This window comes from Synechococcus sp. Cruz-7E5 (assembly GCF_024345995.1).
Classification (GTDB): domain Bacteria; phylum Cyanobacteriota; class Cyanobacteriia; order PCC-6307; family Cyanobiaceae; genus Regnicoccus_A.
In genome coordinates, this window is sequence record NZ_JAGQCE010000001.1 from 454589 (window position 1) to 473578 (window position 18990).

General features: G+C 67.1%; 21 protein-coding genes. 8 read left to right on the forward strand and 13 right to left on the reverse strand.

Translation table 11 applies throughout. The annotated features are described in order from the left end of the window. Nucleotides 1–6: 6 nt before the first annotated feature. Both secF and KBY77_RS02250 read left to right on the forward strand, forming a co-directional pair. A complete protein-coding gene (gene secF, locus KBY77_RS02245) occupies nucleotides 7–1038 on the forward strand; it encodes a protein translocase subunit SecF (RefSeq protein ID WP_255101958.1) in 1032 nt (343 codons plus the stop codon). After that, on the forward strand, nucleotides 1038–1223 hold the full coding sequence (locus tag KBY77_RS02250; protein WP_255101959.1) for a hypothetical protein: 186 nt from the start codon (nucleotides 1038–1040) through the stop codon (nucleotides 1221–1223). Before secF ends, KBY77_RS02250 begins: the two co-directional genes overlap by 1 nt. Here the strand turns inward: KBY77_RS02250 and KBY77_RS02255 are convergent, their stop codons facing one another. The 4 genes from KBY77_RS02255 to mnmH are packed head-to-tail and all read right to left on the reverse strand — an operon-like array spanning nucleotide 1224 to nucleotide 4786. Further along, nucleotides 1224–2225, reverse strand: coding sequence for an AI-2E family transporter (locus KBY77_RS02255; RefSeq protein ID WP_255101960.1), 1002 nt, complete (start codon nucleotides 2223–2225; stop codon nucleotides 1224–1226). It lies immediately after the preceding gene. Further along, entirely contained in the window at nucleotides 2222–3295 is a 1074-nt protein-coding gene (locus KBY77_RS02260) for an AI-2E family transporter (RefSeq protein ID WP_255101961.1), read from the reverse strand. Before KBY77_RS02260 ends, KBY77_RS02255 begins: the two co-directional genes overlap by 4 nt. Beyond that, complete coding sequence (gene psb28 / locus KBY77_RS02265) at nucleotides 3292–3693, reverse strand: photosystem II reaction center protein Psb28 (protein WP_255101962.1); 402 nt, start codon at nucleotides 3691–3693, stop codon at nucleotides 3292–3294. The genes KBY77_RS02260 and psb28 overlap by 4 nt, the downstream gene beginning before the upstream one ends. Before the next feature lie 22 nt (nucleotides 3694–3715). After that, on the reverse strand, nucleotides 3716–4786 hold the full coding sequence (gene mnmH, locus KBY77_RS02270; RefSeq protein ID WP_255101963.1) for a tRNA 2-selenouridine(34) synthase MnmH: 1071 nt from the start codon (nucleotides 4784–4786) through the stop codon (nucleotides 3716–3718). A 73-nt stretch (nucleotides 4787–4859) separates the two neighbouring features. On the opposite strand from mnmH, the gene KBY77_RS02275 reads away from it, so the two are divergent. Together KBY77_RS02275 and KBY77_RS02280 are read left to right on the forward strand one after the other, a co-directional pair. Beyond that, a complete protein-coding gene (locus KBY77_RS02275; RefSeq protein ID WP_255101964.1) occupies nucleotides 4860–5585 on the forward strand; it encodes a GUN4 domain-containing protein in 726 nt (241 codons plus the stop codon). 51 nt (nucleotides 5586–5636) lie between these two features. Continuing rightward, on the forward strand, nucleotides 5637–6050 hold the full coding sequence (locus KBY77_RS02280) for an ATP-binding protein (protein WP_255101965.1): 414 nt from the start codon (nucleotides 5637–5639) through the stop codon (nucleotides 6048–6050). Nucleotides 6051–6063: 13 nt separating this feature from the next. On the opposite strand, the gene KBY77_RS02285 is transcribed toward KBY77_RS02280, so the two are convergent. Beyond that, a complete protein-coding gene (locus tag KBY77_RS02285) occupies nucleotides 6064–6354 on the reverse strand; it encodes a DUF6439 family protein (RefSeq protein WP_255101966.1) in 291 nt (96 codons plus the stop codon). Nucleotides 6355–6420: 66 nt separating this feature from the next. Between KBY77_RS02285 and KBY77_RS02290 the strand changes: the two genes are divergently transcribed. Beyond that, nucleotides 6421–6750 (forward strand): hypothetical protein, encoded by a 330-nt coding sequence (locus tag KBY77_RS02290; RefSeq protein WP_255101967.1) that lies wholly within the window; start codon nucleotides 6421–6423, stop codon nucleotides 6748–6750. Here KBY77_RS02290 and KBY77_RS02295 read toward each other — a convergent pair. From KBY77_RS02295 to glnA, 3 genes are all read right to left on the reverse strand, one after another. Further along, the gene (locus KBY77_RS02295) at nucleotides 6747–7088 is read right to left on the reverse strand and encodes a copper-binding protein (protein WP_255101968.1); all 342 of its coding nucleotides are present in this window, start codon (nucleotides 7086–7088) and stop codon (nucleotides 6747–6749) included. The two genes, KBY77_RS02290 and KBY77_RS02295, sit on opposite strands and share 4 nt — an antisense overlap. Nucleotides 7089–7181: 93 nt before the next feature. Then, nucleotides 7182–8243, reverse strand: coding sequence for a class I SAM-dependent methyltransferase (locus tag KBY77_RS02300; protein WP_255101969.1), 1062 nt, complete (start codon nucleotides 8241–8243; stop codon nucleotides 7182–7184). A 113-nt stretch (nucleotides 8244–8356) separates the two neighbouring features. Then, entirely contained in the window at nucleotides 8357–9778 is a 1422-nt protein-coding gene (glnA, locus tag KBY77_RS02305; RefSeq protein ID WP_255101970.1) for a type I glutamate--ammonia ligase, read from the reverse strand. A gap of 247 nt (nucleotides 9779–10025) precedes the next feature. Between glnA and KBY77_RS02310 the strand changes: the two genes are divergently transcribed. Continuing rightward, nucleotides 10026–10544 (forward strand): allophycocyanin subunit beta, encoded by a 519-nt coding sequence (locus KBY77_RS02310; RefSeq protein ID WP_255101971.1) that lies wholly within the window; start codon nucleotides 10026–10028, stop codon nucleotides 10542–10544. 58 nt (nucleotides 10545–10602) lie between these two features. Further along, nucleotides 10603–11811, forward strand: coding sequence for an alanine--glyoxylate aminotransferase family protein (locus KBY77_RS02315; protein WP_261351142.1), 1209 nt, complete (start codon nucleotides 10603–10605; stop codon nucleotides 11809–11811). Here the strand turns inward: KBY77_RS02315 and KBY77_RS02320 are convergent. Further along, on the reverse strand, nucleotides 11781–12290 hold the full coding sequence (locus tag KBY77_RS02320; RefSeq protein WP_255101972.1) for a nucleoside deaminase: 510 nt from the start codon (nucleotides 12288–12290) through the stop codon (nucleotides 11781–11783). The two genes, KBY77_RS02315 and KBY77_RS02320, sit on opposite strands and share 31 nt — an antisense overlap. A 138-nt stretch (nucleotides 12291–12428) precedes the next feature. On the opposite strand from KBY77_RS02320, the gene KBY77_RS02325 reads away from it, so the two are divergent. Beyond that, nucleotides 12429–13883 carry a pyridoxal-dependent decarboxylase gene (locus KBY77_RS02325; protein WP_255101973.1) on the forward strand — a complete coding sequence of 485 codons (1455 nt, stop codon included), beginning with the start codon at nucleotides 12429–12431 and terminating at the stop codon, nucleotides 13881–13883. Between the two features lie 253 nt (nucleotides 13884–14136). On the opposite strand, the gene KBY77_RS02330 is transcribed toward KBY77_RS02325, so the two are convergent. The 4 genes from KBY77_RS02330 to KBY77_RS02345 are packed head-to-tail and all read right to left on the reverse strand — an operon-like array spanning nucleotide 14137 to nucleotide 18965. After that, nucleotides 14137–15729, reverse strand: a complete 1593-nt coding sequence (locus KBY77_RS02330) for a YcjF family protein (protein ID WP_255101974.1) — start codon at nucleotides 15727–15729, stop codon at nucleotides 14137–14139. After that, the gene (locus KBY77_RS02335; protein WP_255101975.1) at nucleotides 15729–17927 is read right to left on the reverse strand and encodes a transglycosylase domain-containing protein; all 2199 of its coding nucleotides are present in this window, start codon (nucleotides 17925–17927) and stop codon (nucleotides 15729–15731) included. The genes KBY77_RS02330 and KBY77_RS02335 overlap by 1 nt, the downstream gene beginning before the upstream one ends. Next, entirely contained in the window at nucleotides 17914–18393 is a 480-nt protein-coding gene (gene lspA, locus KBY77_RS02340) for a signal peptidase II (RefSeq protein WP_255101976.1), read from the reverse strand. The genes KBY77_RS02335 and lspA overlap by 14 nt, the downstream gene beginning before the upstream one ends. Further along, nucleotides 18390–18965: a biotin transporter BioY gene (locus KBY77_RS02345; RefSeq protein ID WP_255101977.1), complete on the reverse strand. Its 576-nt coding sequence runs from the start codon at nucleotides 18963–18965 to the stop codon at nucleotides 18390–18392. The genes lspA and KBY77_RS02345 overlap by 4 nt, the downstream gene beginning before the upstream one ends. Nucleotides 18966–18990 lie beyond the last annotated feature (25 nt).

An 18990-nucleotide genomic window follows, 5' to 3' on the forward strand; every position in this document is an offset into this window, starting at 1 on the left:
GCACCCATGACTTCCTCCCCGTCGGGATCGTCAGCATTGCCGCCGATCCAGTATTTCCGGATTACGCGCCACAGGCGCATCGCCTGGTGGGGTTCACTGGCGGCCTGTGTGATCAGCCTGGTCGGCATCAGCCTCTCCTGGCTGAACCCCGCCATCGGCGCTCCGCTCAAGCCTGGCCTCGATTTCACCGGTGGCACCCGCATCCAGCTGGAGCGGGCCTGCGAGCCCAGCTGCTCGGGGATCACTGTGCCCCAGGTGGCTGAACAGCTTGAAAGCCTGAAGCTTCCCAGCGATGAAGGCACCGCAGCTCCAGCCCTGCGGGGGGCACCCGTGCAGGTTCTGGATCAGGGCCGCTCGATCGAGCTGCGCCTGCCCAGCCTGAGTGCTGTTCAGGGGACTGCCCTGATCGGCCAGCTGGCCACCAGCCTGGGCCCCTTCAAGGATGGCGGCACGTCTGTGGACACCATCGGACCCACCCTCGGGGCCCAGCTGCTGCGCAGCAGCCTCATCTCGCTGCTGCTCAGCTTTGCTGCCATCGCCTTTTACATCACCTTCCGCTACGACAAGGTCTTCGCCTTTCTGGCGATCCTCTGCCTGGCCCACGATGTGCTGATCACCACCGGGCTGTTCGCCTGGCTCGGCCTGCTGCTGGGAATCGAGGTGGACTCCCTCTTCGCCGTGGCCCTGATCACGGTCGCCGGCTATTCAGTCAATGACACCGTGGTGGTGTTCGACCGGATCCGGGAGCAGAAAGAAAGTCTTGGGGCCTTCCCCTTCAGTGATCAGGTGGATGTGGCCGTCGATGCCACCTTGACCCGATCGATCTACACCTCGCTCACCACCCTGCTGCCCCTGCTCGGCATCCTCTTCTTCGGGGGCAGCAGTCTGTTCTGGTTTTCCGTGGCCCTCACAGTCGGCATCAGTGTCGGCAGCTGGTCGAGCATCGGTGTGGCCCCCACCCTGCTGCCCCTGCTCAGCGGCAAGGGCTTCGTGGGATCAGCTCCAGAGGATGGGGCGGCCCCTGCCGGCGCAGCTTGATGCGGCGCCTCCCGCCGCTCATCCCCGTGCTGCTTGTTCTGTTGGCCCTGGGCGATCTCAGGGCGGAACTGCGGCTGCTGGCCGACCATTTCACATGGTCGGCCATGCTCACGGCGATTCAGCAGCACCCTCTGGCCGTATCGGTGCTGCTGCTCACCCCCAGCCTGATCAGGCACTACCGCTGATCAGGTCCAGCGGTCCATCACCTGCTCCACCAGCACCCGCTGGAAGATCACCTGCAGCACCACCACCAGCGGCAGCCCCAGCAGCACCCCCGGCAGCCCCAGCAGGGCACCAAGGCTCAGCTGAGCCATGAGGGCCACAGTGGGCAGGAGGTTGACCGTGCGGCTGAGCAGCAGCGGGGTGAGCACGAAGGCTTCGATGTTCTGCAGCAGCAGGCGCAAGATCAGCACCTGCGCCACCTTGGCTGGAGAGATCAGCAGGGCCACCGCCAGGGGCAGGGCCGTTGCCACCGTCGGGCCGATCGTCGGCACGAAGGTGAGCAGCCCGCAGACCAGTCCACTCAGCAGGGCGAGGGGCACCCGCAGCAGTGCCAGTCCCGCCCAGGTGAGCAGGAACACCGCCACCGCCGAGATGGTCATCCCCGCCAGCCAGCCGCCTAGGGCATCGCGCGATTCCCGCAACAGCGAGCGCATCTGCTCACGCCAGAACTGGGGAGTGGCAGCCAGCACCAGCCGCTGGTGGTGCCTGGGATCCAGGGCCAAGAGGATGGCCAGCAGCACCATCAGCAGAATCTGGATCGTTGAATTCGCAGCTCCCCCCGCCACTCCCAGCAGCTGGGTGCCCAGGGGCTGCAGCTTGTCCCAGGTGGCCAGCTCAAGCAACCGCTCCTCGAAGCTGCGAAACGCCATGGAGCCGCCGGCCAGATCCCCGAGGCGCTCCAGCAACACCGGCAGCAGCTGGGTGAACTGATTGGCCTGCTGCAGAAGCTCGGGCAGCAACAGCTCCGAGACCTTCCAGCCCACCACCACCAGGGTCACGATCACCAGGGCCACGGCGCTGGGGCGGTTCAAGGGCAGCCGGCGGCGCAGCAGGCTCACCGGCACATCCAGCGCCACCGCCAGCACCACGGCCCCGAAGAGCACCAGCAGCACCCAGCGCAGCTCCCACACCAGCAGGGCAAGCAGCACAAGGGCGAGGGTCCCCAGCAGGGCACGGCCGTTCACGGGGACAAGCGCTGGCGTTTCCAGGGATCCAGAATGTCGTGGATGACCACCTCCCGCACTATCACCTGCACGCACACCGCCATCGGCAAGGCCAGCAACAGGCCCAGCGGTCCGAAGATCACGGTGAACAGGAACTGGGCGGTGAGGGTGAGGCCGGGCAGCAGCCGAAGCTTGGCGTGCATCACCGACGGGGTGATCACATAGCTCTCCAGGTGCTGGACCACCACATAAAGACCCAGAACGGCAAGGGCCTTCCAGGGGGCGTCGAGCAGGGCCACCGACATCGGGAAGATCGTGCTCAGGGTGGGCCCCACATTGGGGATCACATTGAGCAGACCAGCCAGCAGGGCATTGGCCACCACCAGCTTCACCCCAAGCAGCGACAGACCGATGCCCGCCAGCAGAGCCACGCAGACCGAGCTGATCGCCACCCCCACCATCCAGTCGCTCAGGGCCGCTCCGCAGAGGTCGAGCACCTGGCGCAGACGCCGGCGATAGAAGGAGGGGGCCAGCAGCACCAGCACATCGCGATAGCCGGTGGGCTGGACCGCCAGCATCAGGGTCACCGCCAGGACGAACACCAGTTGCAGGGTGCCGGTGCCCAGGTTGCTCGCCAGGCCCAGCAGCCGCAGGGCACCGCCGCCCAGGCCACCGGCCAACACATCGGGGCTGGGGCCCCTGGCCGGCCAGAGCTGCTGCAGCCACTCCAGCGAGCCGTCATGGCGACCCCAGAGGATCCGGCTCACATTGGTCAGCGTCCGACGGGCAAGGCCGATCAGCACATCCGCCGCATCGGGGAGCTTGGCCAGCAGCTCGGCGAACTGCTCCACGAAAGGTGGAATCAGCACCGCACCACCCACCACCAGAACCAGGGCCACCGTCCCCAGGCTGATGGTGAGGGCGAGGGGCCTGGAGCAGCCCAGCCGCGCACGCACCGCCCCCACCAGGGTGCAGATCGCCAAGGACAGCACCACCGCGGCAAAGAGCTGCAGCAGTAACCCCCGCAGACTCCAAAGCAATGCGACGGCAGCGATGATCGCCGCCAGGCCCAGCCACTGGCCGAATTTCAAACCTCTGTGGGCCCGCCCTCAGCGGCCGGATCGGGGCTGGCCTGATCGGTCTCTGAATCGCCATCCTTATCGGCAAAACCAAGGCCATGGCCGGCGGCGTAGCGCTCGGCGAAGCGCATGAACCGGTCGAAATCCAGCTCCGTCTTCCAGGTGTAAGTGGCCTCAAGGGCGCTGGGTTTGCCGTTCACGAACCGGGCCTTCACCTCCCTGGTCACCAGCTCGCCCTCCTCGTCGAGCAGGAACATCCCAGTGATGTCGCCCATCGTTTCAGGAGCAAGCGCCTGGGGTTGCTCAAACACGAAGAGGGCCTGCCCGGTTCGTCCATCACGGGAGCGGGTCAGCCGGATATCGGGAACCACGGGTTCGTCCATCCCGCGAAAGAACTGAATGGCCGTCATCGGGGTGGGGCAAAGCCAGATCCTAAGCAGACCCTCCGATTGCGCCTTCACAGTTCACATGGTGTTGATCCAGGAGCCAGGTGGCAGAGCGCTCCTCGTCCCAGTCATGGAGATCGAGGGAGTGATGGAGAGCGCCTGGCTCAGGTCGTTGGCGCTGACGCTCCAGCTCGTGGTCGTAGCAGCGGTCGTAGTAGTCGAGCATCCAGCGACAGGCCTCGCTCCAGTCGCTTCGCTCAATCGCCGCCAGGGCCGCCTGGGTGCGGACCGGTCCCAGCCGCCGGGCGATTCTGCGGGTGGCCTCCGCCAGCGCCTCAGGCTCCTGAACCCCGTAGACCGCCACCAGTCGGCGCAGCCGCTCGCCCAGGGGCCGGCGGATCTCCAGAACCGGCGCGCTCTGCATCTGCCGCCAGAGACTCGCCGGGATGCGGCAGCGCCCCACCTGGGCACTTTCCGCCTCCAGCCAGATCGCACCGGCCCCTGCGCAGCTGACAAGGGCCGCCGCCAGACGGTTCTCATAGTGCTCGTTGCTGGGCTGGGGCGGCAGCCCGAGACCGCCGAAGCTGCTGCCGCGGTGGTGGGCCAGTCCCTCGAGGTCGACCACCGCCACCCCGCGGCGGGCCAGCTCCAGCAGCAGGTCGGTCTTGCCGGTGCCCGTGCGCCCGCCCAGCAGCATCAGCGGCCAGGAGTGCTCGAACCTGGCCAGAACCCAACGGCGGTAGGCCTTGTACCCTCCCTCAAGGAGCTGCACCGACAATCCCAGGGTTTCGGCCAGCCAGCCGACGCTGGCGGAGCGCATGCCGCCTCGCCAGCAATGGATACGCAGGGGCCCACCGATGGCGGCCTGATGGTGGGCGAGCAGACCCTCGCCCAGGGCCGAAAGCTTCGGACCAACCAGCGCCAGTCCAGCTTGAACCGCCTGCTGGGAGCCCCGCTGCTTGAAGGTCAATCCGACCTCGGCCCTCTCGAGGTCGCTGAACAGGGGAAGATTGCGGGCTCCGGGTATGTGACCCTGGGCGAACTCGGCCGGGCTGCGCACATCCAGCACCACTCCCCCGCCCGCCAGGAAGGGGTCGATCGCCAACCACGACGCCATGGCGCCCCACCCCCCTTGGACCTTGCCTGACATAGTGGGCCCACGCCGGCCCGGCTCAGGCCCGCCGAACTTCATGCTTTCCGGTCCACCCGCTTCCGCCACGGCCAGCGCCGAACAGCTGCTGGAGCGCTTCAGCTCCAGCTCCCCACGCCAGCGGCGCAGCCTGCTCCCCCAGATCGAGGCCCGATCCCAGGAGCTTCGTCCCCTGCTTTTGAAGGCCCTCCGCGGCCACGATCCCGACGGAGACGACTGGATCGCCGGCCTCTGGGTTCAGATGCTGTTGGCCGAAGACGACAACCACAGTCAGGCCCTGCTTGAGGAACATCCCGGCGGTTGGCTGAACCTTGCCAGTGGTGACGGCATCGCCTATGGCCCGCTGCAGGAGGCCCTGGCCCAGCGCTCCTTCGAGCTGGCGGATCGCATCACCAGCGAGGTGCTGCGGCAACTGGCCGGTTCAGAAGCGGTCCGCCGCGGCTACGTCTATTACAGCGAGGTGGCCCCCATGCCCAGCCTCGATCTGACCAGCCTCGATCGGCTCTGGGTCTGCTACTCGAGGGGCCGCTTCGGTTTTTCGGTCCAGGGGAGGCTGCTGAGGGCCTGCAACGGCCGCTGGGACCAGCTCTGGCCCAGGCTGGGCTGGAAGAGTGAGGGCACGTGGACCCGTTACCCCAGTGGCTTCCAGTGGAACCTGGAGGCGCCGGAAGGACACATGCCACTGATCAACCAGTTGCGCGGGGTGCGGCTGATGGATGCCCTGCTCAATCATCCAGCTTTGCAACACCGAATCAGCACCGGCTGAGCCTGGGGTGCCCTGGAGCGTTAGGGTCAAATTCAGCCATGGTTGGTGTGGATGCTTCGGCGCCTGATCAGTCCGCTGAAGTGGACCGACTTCATCACTCCCTCCACCCTTCAGTTAGCACCCCTGCTGGAACTGCTGCTGGAGCCGATGGCCACGGCTTCCAACCTGGCGGAGCTGCAGCTTGGCCTGCAGGAGGCTCTGGTCAACGCGGTGAAGCATGGAAACGGCGGTGACCCGCGCAAATGCCTGCGGATCCGGCGCATCCTCTCGCCCAACTGGGTGATCTGGCAGATCCAGGATGAGGGATGCGGAGTCCCTGCCTGCTCACGCTCCGGCGTCCTGCCCGAGCGCAGCGATGCCTGTTGCGGGCGGGGCTTCTTCCTGATTCATCACTGCTTTGATGACGTGCGCTGGAGCGAGCGCGGTAATCGCCTGCAACTGGCGGCCCAGCGGCACCGCTGCTGAGAAAGAGGCTGCTTCAGTGGCCGTGGCTGGGGCAACCGGGATCGCGCAGATCCCCTTTCAACCAGGCCAGACCGTGCTCCACCAGTTCGATCGCCCGCTCCTGGGCGTCACCCTCGAGGCGGTGGGGCGGGCTGTCCTCGGCGAGAAGGTGCACCAGGGCCGCCGCCAGCTGCTCAGCCGCCCGTCTGGGCTTGTGACCCTTGTGGGCATGCCAGTCGCGACCATCGATGGCCAGAAGCCTCTGCAGCTCCTCGGCCAGCTCACGGCTGGTGGGCGGCCAGTCCTGGGGGGATCCGCTCCGCATGGCGGCAGCAGGAGCTGAAGGAAGCGGCACTGGACGAAAGACATCGTGGAGAGTCATCCTGACGCGATGGCACTTCATTCGCGGCGTCAACCGCGGCGCCGATCCTCCCGTTTGCTCAACCGCCCATGCAGCCGCCGCTCCGGCTGGCTGCATGGTCTCTCCACCCTGCTGGCCGTTGCGGGTCAGGGGGAGCGGCTGGCAGCCCAGGAGCGGTCCAGCCCTGGGGATCTCTCCAGCTCCGATCGGCGGCTGAGCCAGCGGCTTGAGCTGGGTCAACGACTGCTTGATCCCTTGCCGGCGCCCCTGCGGGGCAGCCGCTGGCAGGACCAGGTGCTCTGGCGGGCCCTGCGCTGGGGCGGGGGCGGGCTGATCCTCGCCTGGTGGCTGTTGCGCTAGGCGGCCAGCAACAGGCCGGGGGTCTCCCCGATCACCTCCACGAGATAGGGACTGCCCTCGGCGAAAAGACCACCGCTGGCGAAAAGGACGTCCTTGGTGGGAGTCGGCAGCGGGGGCTGAAGCAGCTGGCCGCGTCGCCAGGCGTGATACATCGAGCGGCGGTGGCGGTCTTCCTGAAGTACGAGCCTGTCGGCACCCAGGCTCGGACTCTCGCCCTCCAGCAGGGGGGTACGCAGGCGGACCCCATAGCCATGGGCTTCGATCTGGACAAGTCCCTCCATCAGAACCGTCTGAAAGGACCAGCCCTGCAACCAGCGCAGATGAAACGGATTGGACATCACAGCAAAGCACCCAGGTGCAGCGAAAATCTATTCACGTTTCTCAGGAGATGCCGCGATCGGACGAACGCTGTGCTTCAGCCCTGACGCAGCTCAGACCAGAGGCTTGGTGGCGGACCAGACCCGGGTCATGAAATGGGACTGGGCGCTGATCCCACCGAAGCCAGCCTGAGCCAGGCGCGCCTGGATGTCGTCGGAGATGTAATCGCGGTAGTAGGGCTCATGGAAGGCCCGACGGAAATTCTCGAGCACCGTGGAGAACTCAGGGGAATCAGCCAACTGGATCGAGTCGGCCAGCACCAGCACACCGCCTGGCTCAATCACCCGGAAACATTCCCGCAGGACGTTCTGGCGGGCTTCGGCGGGAAGCTCATGGAAGAGGAACACACAGCTCACCGCCTGGAAGGTGCTGTCAGCGAAGGGCAGGGCCTCGGCATTGCCCTGCACCAGCTGGGGCAACTCCCCCGGTAACTGGCTGAGGCAACGGTTGGCTTCGCGCAGGTAGGACGCTGAGAGGTCGAGGCCCACCAGCTGGATCTCCCCGAGACCACCGCGCAGCTGGCGCAGGGTGCGGCCGGTGCCGGTTGCCACATCCAGAAGACGCAGCTGGCCGGGTGAGCGCTGGGCGAAGGCCCGCAGCCCCCGCTTGAGGGGGGCGATCAGGCGGCGACGCATGGCATCGGCGCTGCCGTTGAACAGGATTTCGACCTGGAGGTCGTAAAGCGCAGCGGAATGGTCGCTCAGGTAGCCATCGGTCTGATGGTGGAAGTTCTGCAGGTAATAGGAGGGGTAGTCCTCGGGGCGTACATCCCTGGGCAGATCCCGCACCTTGCGCTGGGTGCGGCGGTTCCACTGACGGGGGGTGTCCAACCAGACCAGGGGGTAACGGGCCGCCCAGTCGAGCCAAGGGGCATCGAAGAGGAGGGAGGGGGGATAAAGGCCGCTCTCAGCCTCCTGCCAGTCGGTCTCCAGCAGCCTGTCCATGGAGGTCTTGAGTGCCATGGTCATCTGCGCAGGTACTGGCACCGTCTGGGGGACACCCTGGGGATCGACCAGACGCATCAGCCGGCCACCGAGCTCTTTGTGGGCCAGGCCCATGATCGTCTTGCCCTGCTGAAGGGCCTGGTAAGCGAACTTGCTGACGGTGTCGGGCATGGGGTGCCGGTGGAGAAGCGGCGATCTAAGACCTCCATTTCAGCCGATCCACCTGGCAGCTGCGAGGCACCACCGGGGGGATCCGCCTTCTCCAAACCGCGCGCCAGCTCGGTTCAGCCGTCGTAGTAGAGCGTGAACTCGTGGGGATGGGGTCGCTGCTGCAGCTGCTGCACCTCGTCTGTCTTCAGCGCGATCCAGGTGCGGATGAAGTCCTCGCTGAACACCTTCCCGGCCAGCAGATACTCGTGGTCGGCCTCGAGAGCCGCCAGTACCCCGTCGAGGGAAGCGGGCACCGTGGCGATCGGCTCCAGATCCTCTGGGGGCAACTCGAACAGGTCGAGATCCATCCCGTCGCCCGGGTCGATCTGCTGACGGATGCCGTCCAGACCCGCCATCAGCATGGCGGAGAAAGCCAGGTAGGGATTGGCCATGGCGTCGCCGCAGCGGAACTCGAGTCGCTTGGCCCGGGGGTTATCGCCGCTGAGAGGAATGCGCACAGCCGCGGAGCGGTTGCCCTGGGAATAGACCAGATTCACCGGCGCCTCGAAGCCCGGCACCAGGCGCTTGTAGCTGTTGGTCGTGGGGTTGGTGAAGGCCAGCAAGCTGGGGGCATGGAGCAGCAGTCCGCCGATGTACCAGCGGGCCGTCTGGGACAGATCCGCGTAGGTGCCGAGTCCGAAAAACAACGGTTGACCGTCCCTCCAGAGGCTCTGGTGCACGTGCATGCCGCTGCCGTTGTCAGCGAACACCGGTTTGGGCATGAAGGTGGCGGTGCGTCCGTATTTCCGGGCGACGTTGCGCACCACATACTTGTAGATCATCACGTTGTCGGCAGCGCTGATCAGCTCGGCGAACCTGATGCCCAGCTCCTGCTGGCCAGCGGCCGCCACCTCGTGGTGATGCTTCTCGATCGGCACTCCCAGCTGAGCCATGGTCAGCAGCATCTCGCTGCGGATGTCATGAAAGGTGTCACTGGGCGGGACGGGGAAATAACCCTCCTTCGAGTTCATCTTGTAAGCAAGATTGCCGCCCTCCTCCAGCCGGCCGCTGTTCCAGGGAGCTTCGATCGAATCGACGCTGTAGAAGCAGCCGCCCTCGCTGGAGCCGTAGCGCACGTCCTCGAACAGGAAGAACTCCAGTTCGGGTCCGAAGTAGGCAGTGTCGGCCAGGCCTGAGCCGGCCAGGTGCGCCAGGGCCCGCTGGGCCAGCGACCGGGGGCAACGCCCATAGGCCTCGCCGCTGCGGGGCTCCTGAATCGAGCAGATCAGGCTGAGGGTTTTGTGGCGAAGGAAGGGATCAATCCAGGCCGTGGCCGGATCGGGAACCATCGCCATGTCCGATTCATTGATCGCTTTCCAGCCCCGGATCGAGGAGCCATCGAAGGCCAGGCCCGTCTGAAACGACTGCTCATCAAGCAGGTCGGCGCAGACGGTGAGGTGCTGCCACTTGCCATGGAGATCGGCAAACTTGAGATCGATCAGCTCAAGGCCCTCATCCTTGATCCGGCGAAGCACGTCCTGGGCTGAGTTGGCCATGGGGCAGGGGATGGCGGAGGGGTGGAAGGCTGGCAGCAGCCAGAGGGGGCCGTCGGAATCGATGCTTAGGCCGGTCCAACAGGCCTTTCGTGTCCGTTGTAACCCTCGAACCTCTCCGGGCCGTGGGGGAGCTGCCGGGCCAAGCTGAGTAACCGTTTCTGTCAGATTGGCCAGATCCCATGGCTGGACAGGGATCTGGCCAGACTCGGATGCTAGTTTCCGCTCCAGGTGAGACGATCTCGACGTCATGCGCGATGCCATCACCGGTCTGATCGGCCGGTATGACCAGCTGGGGCGCTACCTCGATCGCGATGCGATCGACAGCATCGCCACCTACCACTCCCAGGCTGAAGTCAGGCTGGCAGCGGTGGAACTGATCAATCGGGAAGCCACGGAGATCGTTCGCGATGCCAGTCGTCGCCTGTTCGAGCAGGACCCGGAACTGCTGCTCCCTGGCGGCAACGCTTACACCACCCGCCGGCTGTCTGCCTGCCTGCGGGATATGGATTATTTCCTGCGCTACGCCAGTTACGCGCTCGTGGCAGGCGACCCCACCATCCTCAACGAGCGCGTTCTCAATGGCCTCGACGACACCTACAAGAGCCTGGGGGTCCCCACCGGTCCCACAGTGCGAAGCATTGTCCTGTTAGGCGAAGTGCTGGCAGAGCGGCTGTCGGAAGCGGGGCTGGAGCCTGGGAATCTGATCAACGCTCCGTTCGAGCACATGGCCCGCGGTCTGGCCGACACCAATCTGAGGGCCAGCTGAGGGCCGTTGGCTCACTGCTTAGGCTGATGTTCATCGATCCTTAGTTGCGCCGCAGGTCTTGGTCACCCTGTCTTCCTCCCCTTCCATCTCCACGGCAGCCTCCGTGAGTGATCGCCATCGCCTGCGTCTGGGGCCGATCGCCACTCCGGACCGGCTTCTGCTCGGTCCAGGGCCGTCCAACGCTCACCCCACGGTGCTGCAGGCCCTCGCCCGTACCCCGATCGGCCACCTCGATCCCCTCTACATCGAACTGATGGGGGAGGTGCAGGAGCTGCTGCGCTACGCCTGGCAGACAGAGAACCGTCTCACCATTCCCATGAGCGGCACGGGCAGCGCCGCCATGGAGGCCACTCTGGCCAACACCGTGGAGCCAGGCGACAAGGTGCTGGTGGCGGTGAAGGGCTACTTCGGACTGCGCCTCGTCGACATGGCCGAGCGCTACCGGGCCGAGGTGGCCACGATCGAGCGGCCCTGGGGCGAAGCCTTCACGCTCGAAGAGATTGAGCAGGCTCTGGCCAGCCACCGGCCGGCGATCCTGGCGATGGTTCATGCCGAAACCTCCACAGGCGTCTGCCAGCCAATGGAGGGGATCGGCGAGCTCTGCCGCCGCTACGACTGCCTGCTGCTGCTCGACACAGTCACCTCACTCGGGGCTGTGCCCCTCCACCTTGACGCCTGGGGTGTGGACCTGGCCTACAGCTGCAGCCAGAAAGGTCTGAGCTGCCCTCCAGGCCTCGGCCCCTTCACCATGGGGGAGCGGGCTGAAGCCAAGCTGGCGGCCCGGACAGGCAAGGTGCCCAACTGGTATCTGGATGTCTCCCTGCTCAACCAGTACTGGGGCAGCAACCGGGTGTACCACCACACCGCACCGGTGAACATGAACTTCGGCATGCGCGAAGCCCTGCGGCTGCTCGCCGAAGAGGGCCTGGAGAAGGCCTGGAGCCGACACCGCAGCAACGCGGAGCGCCTCTGGGAGGGCCTGGAGCGCCTTGGCCTCGAGCTGCACGTGCCTGAGCACCTGCGCCTGCCCACCCTCACCACGGTGCGCATTCCCGAGGGCATCGATGGCAAAGCCTTCTCCCTTCACCTGCTCAACACCCACGGCATCGAGGTGGGTGGTGGCCTGGGCGCCCTGGCTGGCAAGGTCTGGCGTATCGGCCTGATGGGTTACAACAGCCAGCCTGAGAACGTCGACCTGCTGCTCAACCTGCTCGAGACGGAACTTCCCGCCTTCCGTCAGTCAGCGCCGGTCGCCTCGATCGCCTGAGCTCGCCTCCGGCGTCTGAACCAGCTTTCCAGCAGCTCTCTGGCCTCCTGCTCCCTCACACCCGCCATCACCTCCATGTGGTGATGCGCGCTTGGGTCCGCCGCCAGGTTCAGACAGCCACCCAGGGCTCCACGCTTGGCATCGCCAGCGGCGAAGACCACCCGACCCATACGGGCCTGGATCAGGGCTCCGGCGCACATGGGGCAGGGCTCCAGGGTCACCAGCAGGCTGCAGGCGTTGAATCGCCAGTCTTGAATCAGGCGCGCTGCCTGGCTGAGCGCCACCAGCTCGGCATGGCCCAGGGGGTCCTGCTGGGATTGACGCCGGTTCGTTCCCCAGCCCAGAGCATGGCCAGCGCCATCGAGAACGACTGCCGCCACGGGGATCTCACCGGCCTCGCCAGCCCGCTGCGCCATCCGCAGCAACCGCTTCATCCAGAGCCGCTGGCAGCTGAGCGGCAGGGGGGCAGGGGAGCGCATAGGCAGCGGGGGGAGGGTGAAGCGGCGCACAGAACACCGAGACTGACAGCCAGCCACCAGATCCGAGGTCATCCCTGAACGGCCTGCAGCTCTCGTCGGCGGAGCTGCAAGCCCGACTTGCTCCCGTTACACGAGACAATGATTCCCCCGACCGCCTTGCCCTTGGCCGTCACGCCACACCAGGAGCGGGCGCTCGATCCCCTTCCCTTCGCCTCACCGGGCGTCTTCGACGCGAATCTGGAGGCGTTCCTGCAGGACGCCTCCCATCAGCTCTGCCGCTGGCTGGGCTCGGCTGTGAGCCGTCCGCCCCTGCCGGGCCTGAGCCTGCTGCCTGCCGTGGAGCCGGAACTTTCGGGACTGGGAGCGCAGAGGCTGCTCGCCGATCTGCACCTGGTGATGGAGGGGGCCTACAACCCGAACCATCCCGGCGCCCTGGCCCACCTCGATCCCCCACCTCTGAGCGCCTCGCTGGTTGGGGACCTGATCTGCGCTGGGCTGAACAACAATCTGTTGGCTGAGGAGCTCTCCCCGTCGCTCAGCAGGCTGGAGCGGAGCCTGTGCGGCTGGTTGGCCCGGCGGCTGGGCCTGGGGGACCGGGCCGGTGGGGTGCCGGCCAGCGGCGGCAGCCTCAGCAATCTGATGGCCCTGGTCACAGCCCGGGAAAGCCGCGGCCTGCGCGGCGCCCCCAAGGCCGTTGTGCTGTGCGGCCTCGACAGCCACACGTCGCTGGAGAAGGCGGCGATGGTGATGGGCCTTCCAGGCTCTGCCCTTCACCGCCTGCCGCTCGATGACTACGGCCGCCTCCAGCCGGAACTGGTGGGCGAATGCCTGCAGACACTCAGCGCCGCCGGCATCCCCGTGATTGCGCTGGTGGCAACGGCTGGCACCACCGTTCGCGGGGCCGTGGATCCCCTGGTGGAACTCGCCGCCCTCTGCCGCTGCCACGACATCTGGCTGCACGTCGATGCGGCGATCGGCGGAGTGCTTGGTCTGAGTGAGCGCCACCGCCAGCGGGTGGAGGGTCTGGGGCTGGCGGATTCGATCACGATCAACCCCCAGAAGCTGCTGGGGATCACCAAGACCTCCTCCCTGTTGCTGCTGGCTGATCCCTCCGCCCTGGAGCGAAGCTTCGCCACGGGTCTGCCCTACATGGAGCTCAGCCGCGAAGGTGGCCATGGAGGGGAGTGCGGCCTGCAGGGCAGCCGCAGTGCAGAGATTCTCAAGCTTTGGCTTGGCTTGCGCCAGCTGGGCCTCGATGGGATCGATGCCGTGATCGAGGGGGCGATTCAGCGGCGCCGCCGCCTTCAGCAGCTGTTGGATGAGGCACATGGCACCGGCGAGCTCGCCCTGCTCAGCGGCCCCCTGCACCTGCTGGCCTTCCGGCCCCGCCAGCTCGATGCCACCGGCTGCGAGCAGTGGTCGCAGCACTGCCGCCAGCAGCTGCTGGCCCACGACCTGATGCTCTCCCGACCCCGATACCAGGGGAAACACCACCTCAAGGCAGTGCTGGGCAATCCCCACACCCAGGAAGACCATCTGCAGCGACTCGCCGCGGTGGTCCACCAGTCGCTGCGGTCCGGGGATCTGACCTGAAACCTGGGCCTCCGGTACCAGGCAGGATGCCAGCGGGAGTTACAGACTTTCAGGAGTGAGCAGTCATCGTGAACCCACTACAGCCATGGGCGATCAACAGCTGTGAACCATCAACAGCGATGAGAGATCTCCAGAGATGAGCGATCAACAGCCATGAGCGAGCCTCAGCCTCAGTCAAATCCTCGCGGACGCTGGGTGGCGATTGTCACCGGCGCCCTGTCGATACTGATCGGGGTGCTGTATCTCGGCCTGATCACGGTGCTCGACGCCCGCGGTCCCCTCCAGCCCCCTCCCCCCGAGGCCCTGGGCGTGGTGGCAACTGCCGGTCCCGCCGGCGCTGCAGAGGCTCCACCACACGGCGCAGGGCCACCTCCAGAAAACCGCGCAACGCCCCCTCCCTCCGGTTGAGGTCGTACTGGCGGCGCACCACCTCCTGCAGCCCCCCATCGCCCCAGTCCTGCCCCTGCTCGAAGTACGTGAGGAAGCTGAGGCCCGCGATCCGCGTCAACCAGGCGGCACTCACCCCCTGCACCGCCTTGCTGACCACCAGTGCCGGCAGGTTCAGGCTCAGGGCGGTGGTGATCAATCCCAGCCCCCCCTTGATCACCCCCAGACCCGCCAGGGTGCGTCCCACCGAGAGAGCCAGATCCTGGCCGGCCTCCCGCGTCAGAGTCACCCCGTAGGCCCGGCCCAGCTCCACCACCATCTGAGCGTTCACGGCGGCGGTGCCGAGCAGATCCACCACAGGCAGGGGGTTCACCACCAGCACCCCGGCGCCGATCCACATGTAGCGATCGACAATGGCCTCTCCGTCCTGGCGCCGCTGGCGCGAGAGCAGGGCACGGCTGGCGTCGCTGAGACGCTGGCTCTGCAGCAGGATGTTATCGGCGATCAGCTCCTCGCCGTCCTGGTGCAGCACTTCCGAGAGACGGCGCAGCAGGGCGTCGACTTCAGGAGCAGGCTGCAACGGTCGCCCGCCGGGCCTGGGGATCGACTGGGGCGCCGCGGCGGCGGGGATCACGTCCTCGGCAGGGATCCTGCCAGCACAGCGCTGGCGCAGCAGGGCCAGCAGGCGCCGCTCCTCCTCCTCGCCGCGCAGATCGCATTTATTCAGCACCAGCACCAGCCGCTTACCGAGGCTGGCGAGGGCTTCGAAGACGTGGAACTCCGCGGCGCGCAGATCGCCATCCACCACCAGCACCAGCAGATCGGCACGGGCCGCCTGCCGGCGGGCCTCCCGCTCACGCTCCTGACCGTCGAGGCCGGATTCGAGAATGCCAGGTGTATCGACCAGTTGCAGGCCCCGCTGCAAGCCCTTCAGACGCAACCGGTAGGTCTGACAGGTGGTGGTGGAGCCCATCGCGGCCCCCACATCCCCCACCACCTGCTGGAGCAGGGCACGGATCAGGGAGGTCTTGCCGGCGGAGCCACTGCCGAAAATCACCAGCACCAGATCGCCGCGGGCGAGCTCCGCCTCCACCCGGTCACGCTCCTGTCTCAGGGCTTCGCGCGCCACCTCATCGCGTACCCGCTCAAGCACCGGATCGATGGAGCGCAACTGCTGGCCAGCTGCCTCCTGGCGGCTGCTGGGGGCAGGGAGGGGCTTGCTGCCGGGGCCGGCGACTGGCCTGGGGTTGCGCCAGGCCAGCAGCCAGGGCCAGGCCAGGCGCAGCAGCAGCACAGCGCCGCCACCCAGCACCAGCACCAGCAGCGGGCCCACCAGGGCCGGTGGCAGCAGGTAGCTGAGCTGCCACACCAGGTTGTTGAAGGCCTGCAGCAGCAGTGAAAGGGCCACGATCACGGCCAGGGCCACCGCCACCCACATCCAGATCCGCAGGCGTGGCATCAGGGCTTCGCCGCTTTGGTGCCACGGCTCGGGGTGGCCTGGCGCATGATGTCGCCCCAGAGGCCGGCGGCCAGGGCGCTGCTGCTGCGGGTGGGGCTGTTGTCGTCGTTGCCCAGCCAGATGCCCATCACCCAGTGGCGGCTGGGCTCATAGCCGATGAACAGGAGATCCCTGGCCCCGTTGGTGGTGCCGGTCTTGCCCCCTTCCTCCCCGCCGAGGTAGGCCGCACCGCCGGTGCCGGAGCGCACCACGGCCTGGAGCAGCCCCTGCATGCTGCGGGCCACCTCGGGCTTGATCACGCTGCGGCCTGCCTGGATGGCCCGGTTCGGCTGATCGCCCTTGTTGCGCAACTGGCGGCAGCGTTCGCTCTCGAGGCCCGCGCAGGTTTCGGCGTCGGTGAGGCGGCGGATGGTGCTGGGGGCATGCCAGACCCCGCCATTGGCCACAGCCCCATAGGCGGCGGTGAGCTCGATCAGCCGCGCCTCGCTCTGGCCGAGGGTCAGGCCTGGCACGGGGTTGAGGCTGGAGCTGATGCCCAGATCCTGGGCCTGCTGCACCACCGCCTCCAGCCCCACCCGCCGAGCCAGGCGCAGGGCGGCGGTATTACTGCTGATGGCGAAGGCCTGACGCAGGCTGAGGCTGCCGCCGCAGCCGCTTGAGAACGACTGGCCGCGCCAGCTCAGGGGACTGCAACTGATGAAGTCGCCGGGCCTGGAGCCCCGTTGCAGGGCCGCCAGGTAGGTGAAGAACTTGAAGGTGCTGCCTGGCTGCCGCAGGGCCTGACTGGCCCGGTTGTACTGGCTGGTGCGGTAATCGCGCCCACCGGCGATGGCGATCACACCGCCGTTGCGGCTGTCCAGCAGCACCACAGCCCCCTCGCTCACACCCAGGGCGGCGGCAGCGGCCAGGCGACGGCGCAGCTGCCCCTCCACCACTTCCTGTACCGGCGGATCCAGGTGGGTCTCCACAAGGAAATTCCCCTCCGCCGCCACATCCACCCCCAGCAGCCGCTCCAGGTCGAGACGAACCTGATCTGTGTAGTAGGGCGCAGGGCGCCGGCTGCCCCTGCGACAGGCCTGACTCCCCAGCTGAATGGGGCTGCGGCGGGAGCGGCGGGCCCGGTCAACGCTGATGCGGCCGCTGTCGGCCATCTTCAGCAACACGACATTTCGGGCCTCCAGGGCCGCCTGGGGGTTGATGCAGGGATCGTGGCCGTTGGGAGAAGGGAGCAAACCCACCAGCAGGGCCGCCTCCTCCAGGCTGAGCCTGGCCGCCGGCTTGGCGAAGTAATAGCGGGCGGCGTCCTCGAAGCCCCAGCCCACTCCCAGGTACACCCGATTCAGGTAGCTCAACAGCAGGTCGCCCTTGCTGAAGCGGGCCTCCAGTTGCAGGGCCACCAGCAGTTCCCGCCACTTGCGGATCAGCGTTTCACCCTGGCCCACCTGATCCGGATAGAGGCTGCGGGCCAGCTGCTGGGTGAGGGTGCTGCCCCCCTCCAGCACCCGTCCGCCGAGCACGTTGGTGGCCAGAGCCCGGGCGGTGCCGATCGGATCCACGCCGGGATGCCACCAGAAGCGGCTGTCCTCACTGGCGAGCAGGGCATCCACCAGGACCGGCGGGAAATCGGATAGGGCGTCGTTTTCGCGGTGTTCGCTCGATTCGGCGGAACTGATGGGCCGGTTCAACCGGTCATAGAGAGCGAGTGGACCCCGCACCGGCGCCAGGCTGCCCCGCACCGGCGTCCACACAGCGGCCAGAGCGAGGAGGAGCAGGCCACCCGAACCGAGCCCCGCCAGCACCATGGTCAGGCCGCGGGCCAGCCGCAGTCCCCGGGGCATGGGCTTGCGCTCGAACACCAGTTCCGGCAACCCCGGCTCCTCGGGGGGGCCGAAGCGCACCACATCACCATCGCGCAGCAGCAGTTCCCGAATCCGCTGACCGCGCCAGAACAGCCCGTTGGTGGAGCCGATGTCACGGATCAGCCAGTCGTGGCCCACTGGTTCGAGCCAAGCGTGCTGCTTGCTGACAGCAGAGTGATCCAGGCTCAGCTCGAGGCCAGGATCGCGGCCGATTCGGACCAGCCGGCCGTGGAGCTTCATCCGGCGGGGAGCGTGGCCGCTCAGATGGATCTCAACCTGAGCGGATACCGGGCTCTCCAGCTCCACCAGCCCCCGCTTCAGGCCCTCAACGGCGCTCACGGGGACGTCCCTCCCACAGATCGAGGATCAGGCAGACCACCGCCACATTGATCGCGACATCGGCAAGGTTGAACACCGGGAACTGGACGGGCACCAACTCGAGGAAATCGACCACACCACCGATCCGCCAGCGGTCGATGCCATTGCCCACGGCTCCGCCCAGCAATGATCCGAGTCCCAGCCACTGCCAGCGCGGTAACGATGGGTGGCGCTGGATCCACACCACCAGCAGCAGCGCCACCACCAGGCTCACCACACCCAGCCAGACGGCCTGGCCGCTGAGCAGGCTGAAAGCAGCACCGGTGTTGAACACCAGCCGCAGACGCAGGAGCCCCGGAATCAGCGGTTCCGCCCGGCCCGAGGACAGAGCGGCCGAGGCCCACGCCTTGCTGAGCTGGTCGAGCACCACCACCAACCCCGCCACGGTCCAGGCGAGGCGACGACTGGAGCCCACGCCTGCGCTCATGGCTCCACCAGCAGGAGGCGGCGCAAGGGCCAGGCCAGCACAGCCACCCCGCAGCAAAGCAACAGCTGGGGCAGCAGGGGGCCGAGGCTGTAGGCGACCAGCAAGTCTGGCAGTCCAGCCGCCCAGCGGCCCGCCAGGGCCCCGAGCAGCAGGTTGGCGATGCCGCAGAGCTGAATCACCGCCAACCCCAAGCAGGCAGCTCCCAGCAGCCGCAGCAGCTCGCCCATCCCCTCCTGGCGGGCCAGCCGACCACTCACCCAGGCTGCCGGCATGAAGCCGGCCAGGTAGCCGAAGCCCGGATCCAGCAGGTAGGCCATTCCACCGCCGGAATGGAAAACCGGCAGCATCAGCAGTCCGAGGCTGAGATAGGCCACCGCCGCCAGCAGGGCCGGCCTGGGGCCGCAGACCAGGGCCGTGAGCAACAGCGCCGGCACCTGGGCGGTTACGGGGAGATCGAACAGGCGCAGACCTCCGCCGGCCAGTGGCAGGGGAATGGCGGCCTGGATCAGACCTCCCATGATGATCAGCAGCAGCCCCACGAGGGCCCCACTCCAGTTGGCTAAGGCCCGCAAACGAAGGGTGATTGGCTGGCTCCAT

Coding starts and splice junctions, on each gene's coding strand:
- secF (WP_255101958.1), top strand. CDS start 7: ATGACTTCCTCCCCGTCGGGATCGTCAGCATTGCCGCCGATCCAGTAT.
- KBY77_RS02250 (WP_255101959.1), top strand. CDS start 1,038: ATGCGGCGCCTCCCGCCGCTCATCCCCGTGCTGCTTGTTCTGTTGGCC.
- psb28 (WP_255101962.1), bottom strand. CDS start 3,693: ATGACGGCCATTCAGTTCTTTCGCGGGATGGACGAACCCGTGGTTCCC.
- mnmH (WP_255101963.1), bottom strand. CDS start 4,786: ATGGCGTCGTGGTTGGCGATCGACCCCTTCCTGGCGGGCGGGGGAGTG.
- KBY77_RS02275 (WP_255101964.1), top strand. CDS start 4,860: ATGCTTTCCGGTCCACCCGCTTCCGCCACGGCCAGCGCCGAACAGCTG.
- KBY77_RS02280 (WP_255101965.1), top strand. CDS start 5,637: ATGCTTCGGCGCCTGATCAGTCCGCTGAAGTGGACCGACTTCATCACT.
- KBY77_RS02285 (WP_255101966.1), bottom strand. CDS start 6,354: ATGCGGAGCGGATCCCCCCAGGACTGGCCGCCCACCAGCCGTGAGCTG.
- KBY77_RS02290 (WP_255101967.1), top strand. CDS start 6,421: ATGGCACTTCATTCGCGGCGTCAACCGCGGCGCCGATCCTCCCGTTTG.
- KBY77_RS02295 (WP_255101968.1), bottom strand. CDS start 7,088: ATGTCCAATCCGTTTCATCTGCGCTGGTTGCAGGGCTGGTCCTTTCAG.
- KBY77_RS02300 (WP_255101969.1), bottom strand. CDS start 8,243: ATGCCCGACACCGTCAGCAAGTTCGCTTACCAGGCCCTTCAGCAGGGC.
- glnA (WP_255101970.1), bottom strand. CDS start 9,778: ATGGCCAACTCAGCCCAGGACGTGCTTCGCCGGATCAAGGATGAGGGC.
- KBY77_RS02310 (WP_255101971.1), top strand. CDS start 10,026: ATGCGCGATGCCATCACCGGTCTGATCGGCCGGTATGACCAGCTGGGG.
- KBY77_RS02320 (WP_255101972.1), bottom strand. CDS start 12,290: ATGCGCTCCCCTGCCCCCCTGCCGCTCAGCTGCCAGCGGCTCTGGATG.
- KBY77_RS02325 (WP_255101973.1), top strand. CDS start 12,429: ATGATTCCCCCGACCGCCTTGCCCTTGGCCGTCACGCCACACCAGGAG.
- KBY77_RS02330 (WP_255101974.1), bottom strand. CDS start 15,729: ATGCCACGCCTGCGGATCTGGATGTGGGTGGCGGTGGCCCTGGCCGTG.
- lspA (WP_255101976.1), bottom strand. CDS start 18,393: ATGAGCGCAGGCGTGGGCTCCAGTCGTCGCCTCGCCTGGACCGTGGCG.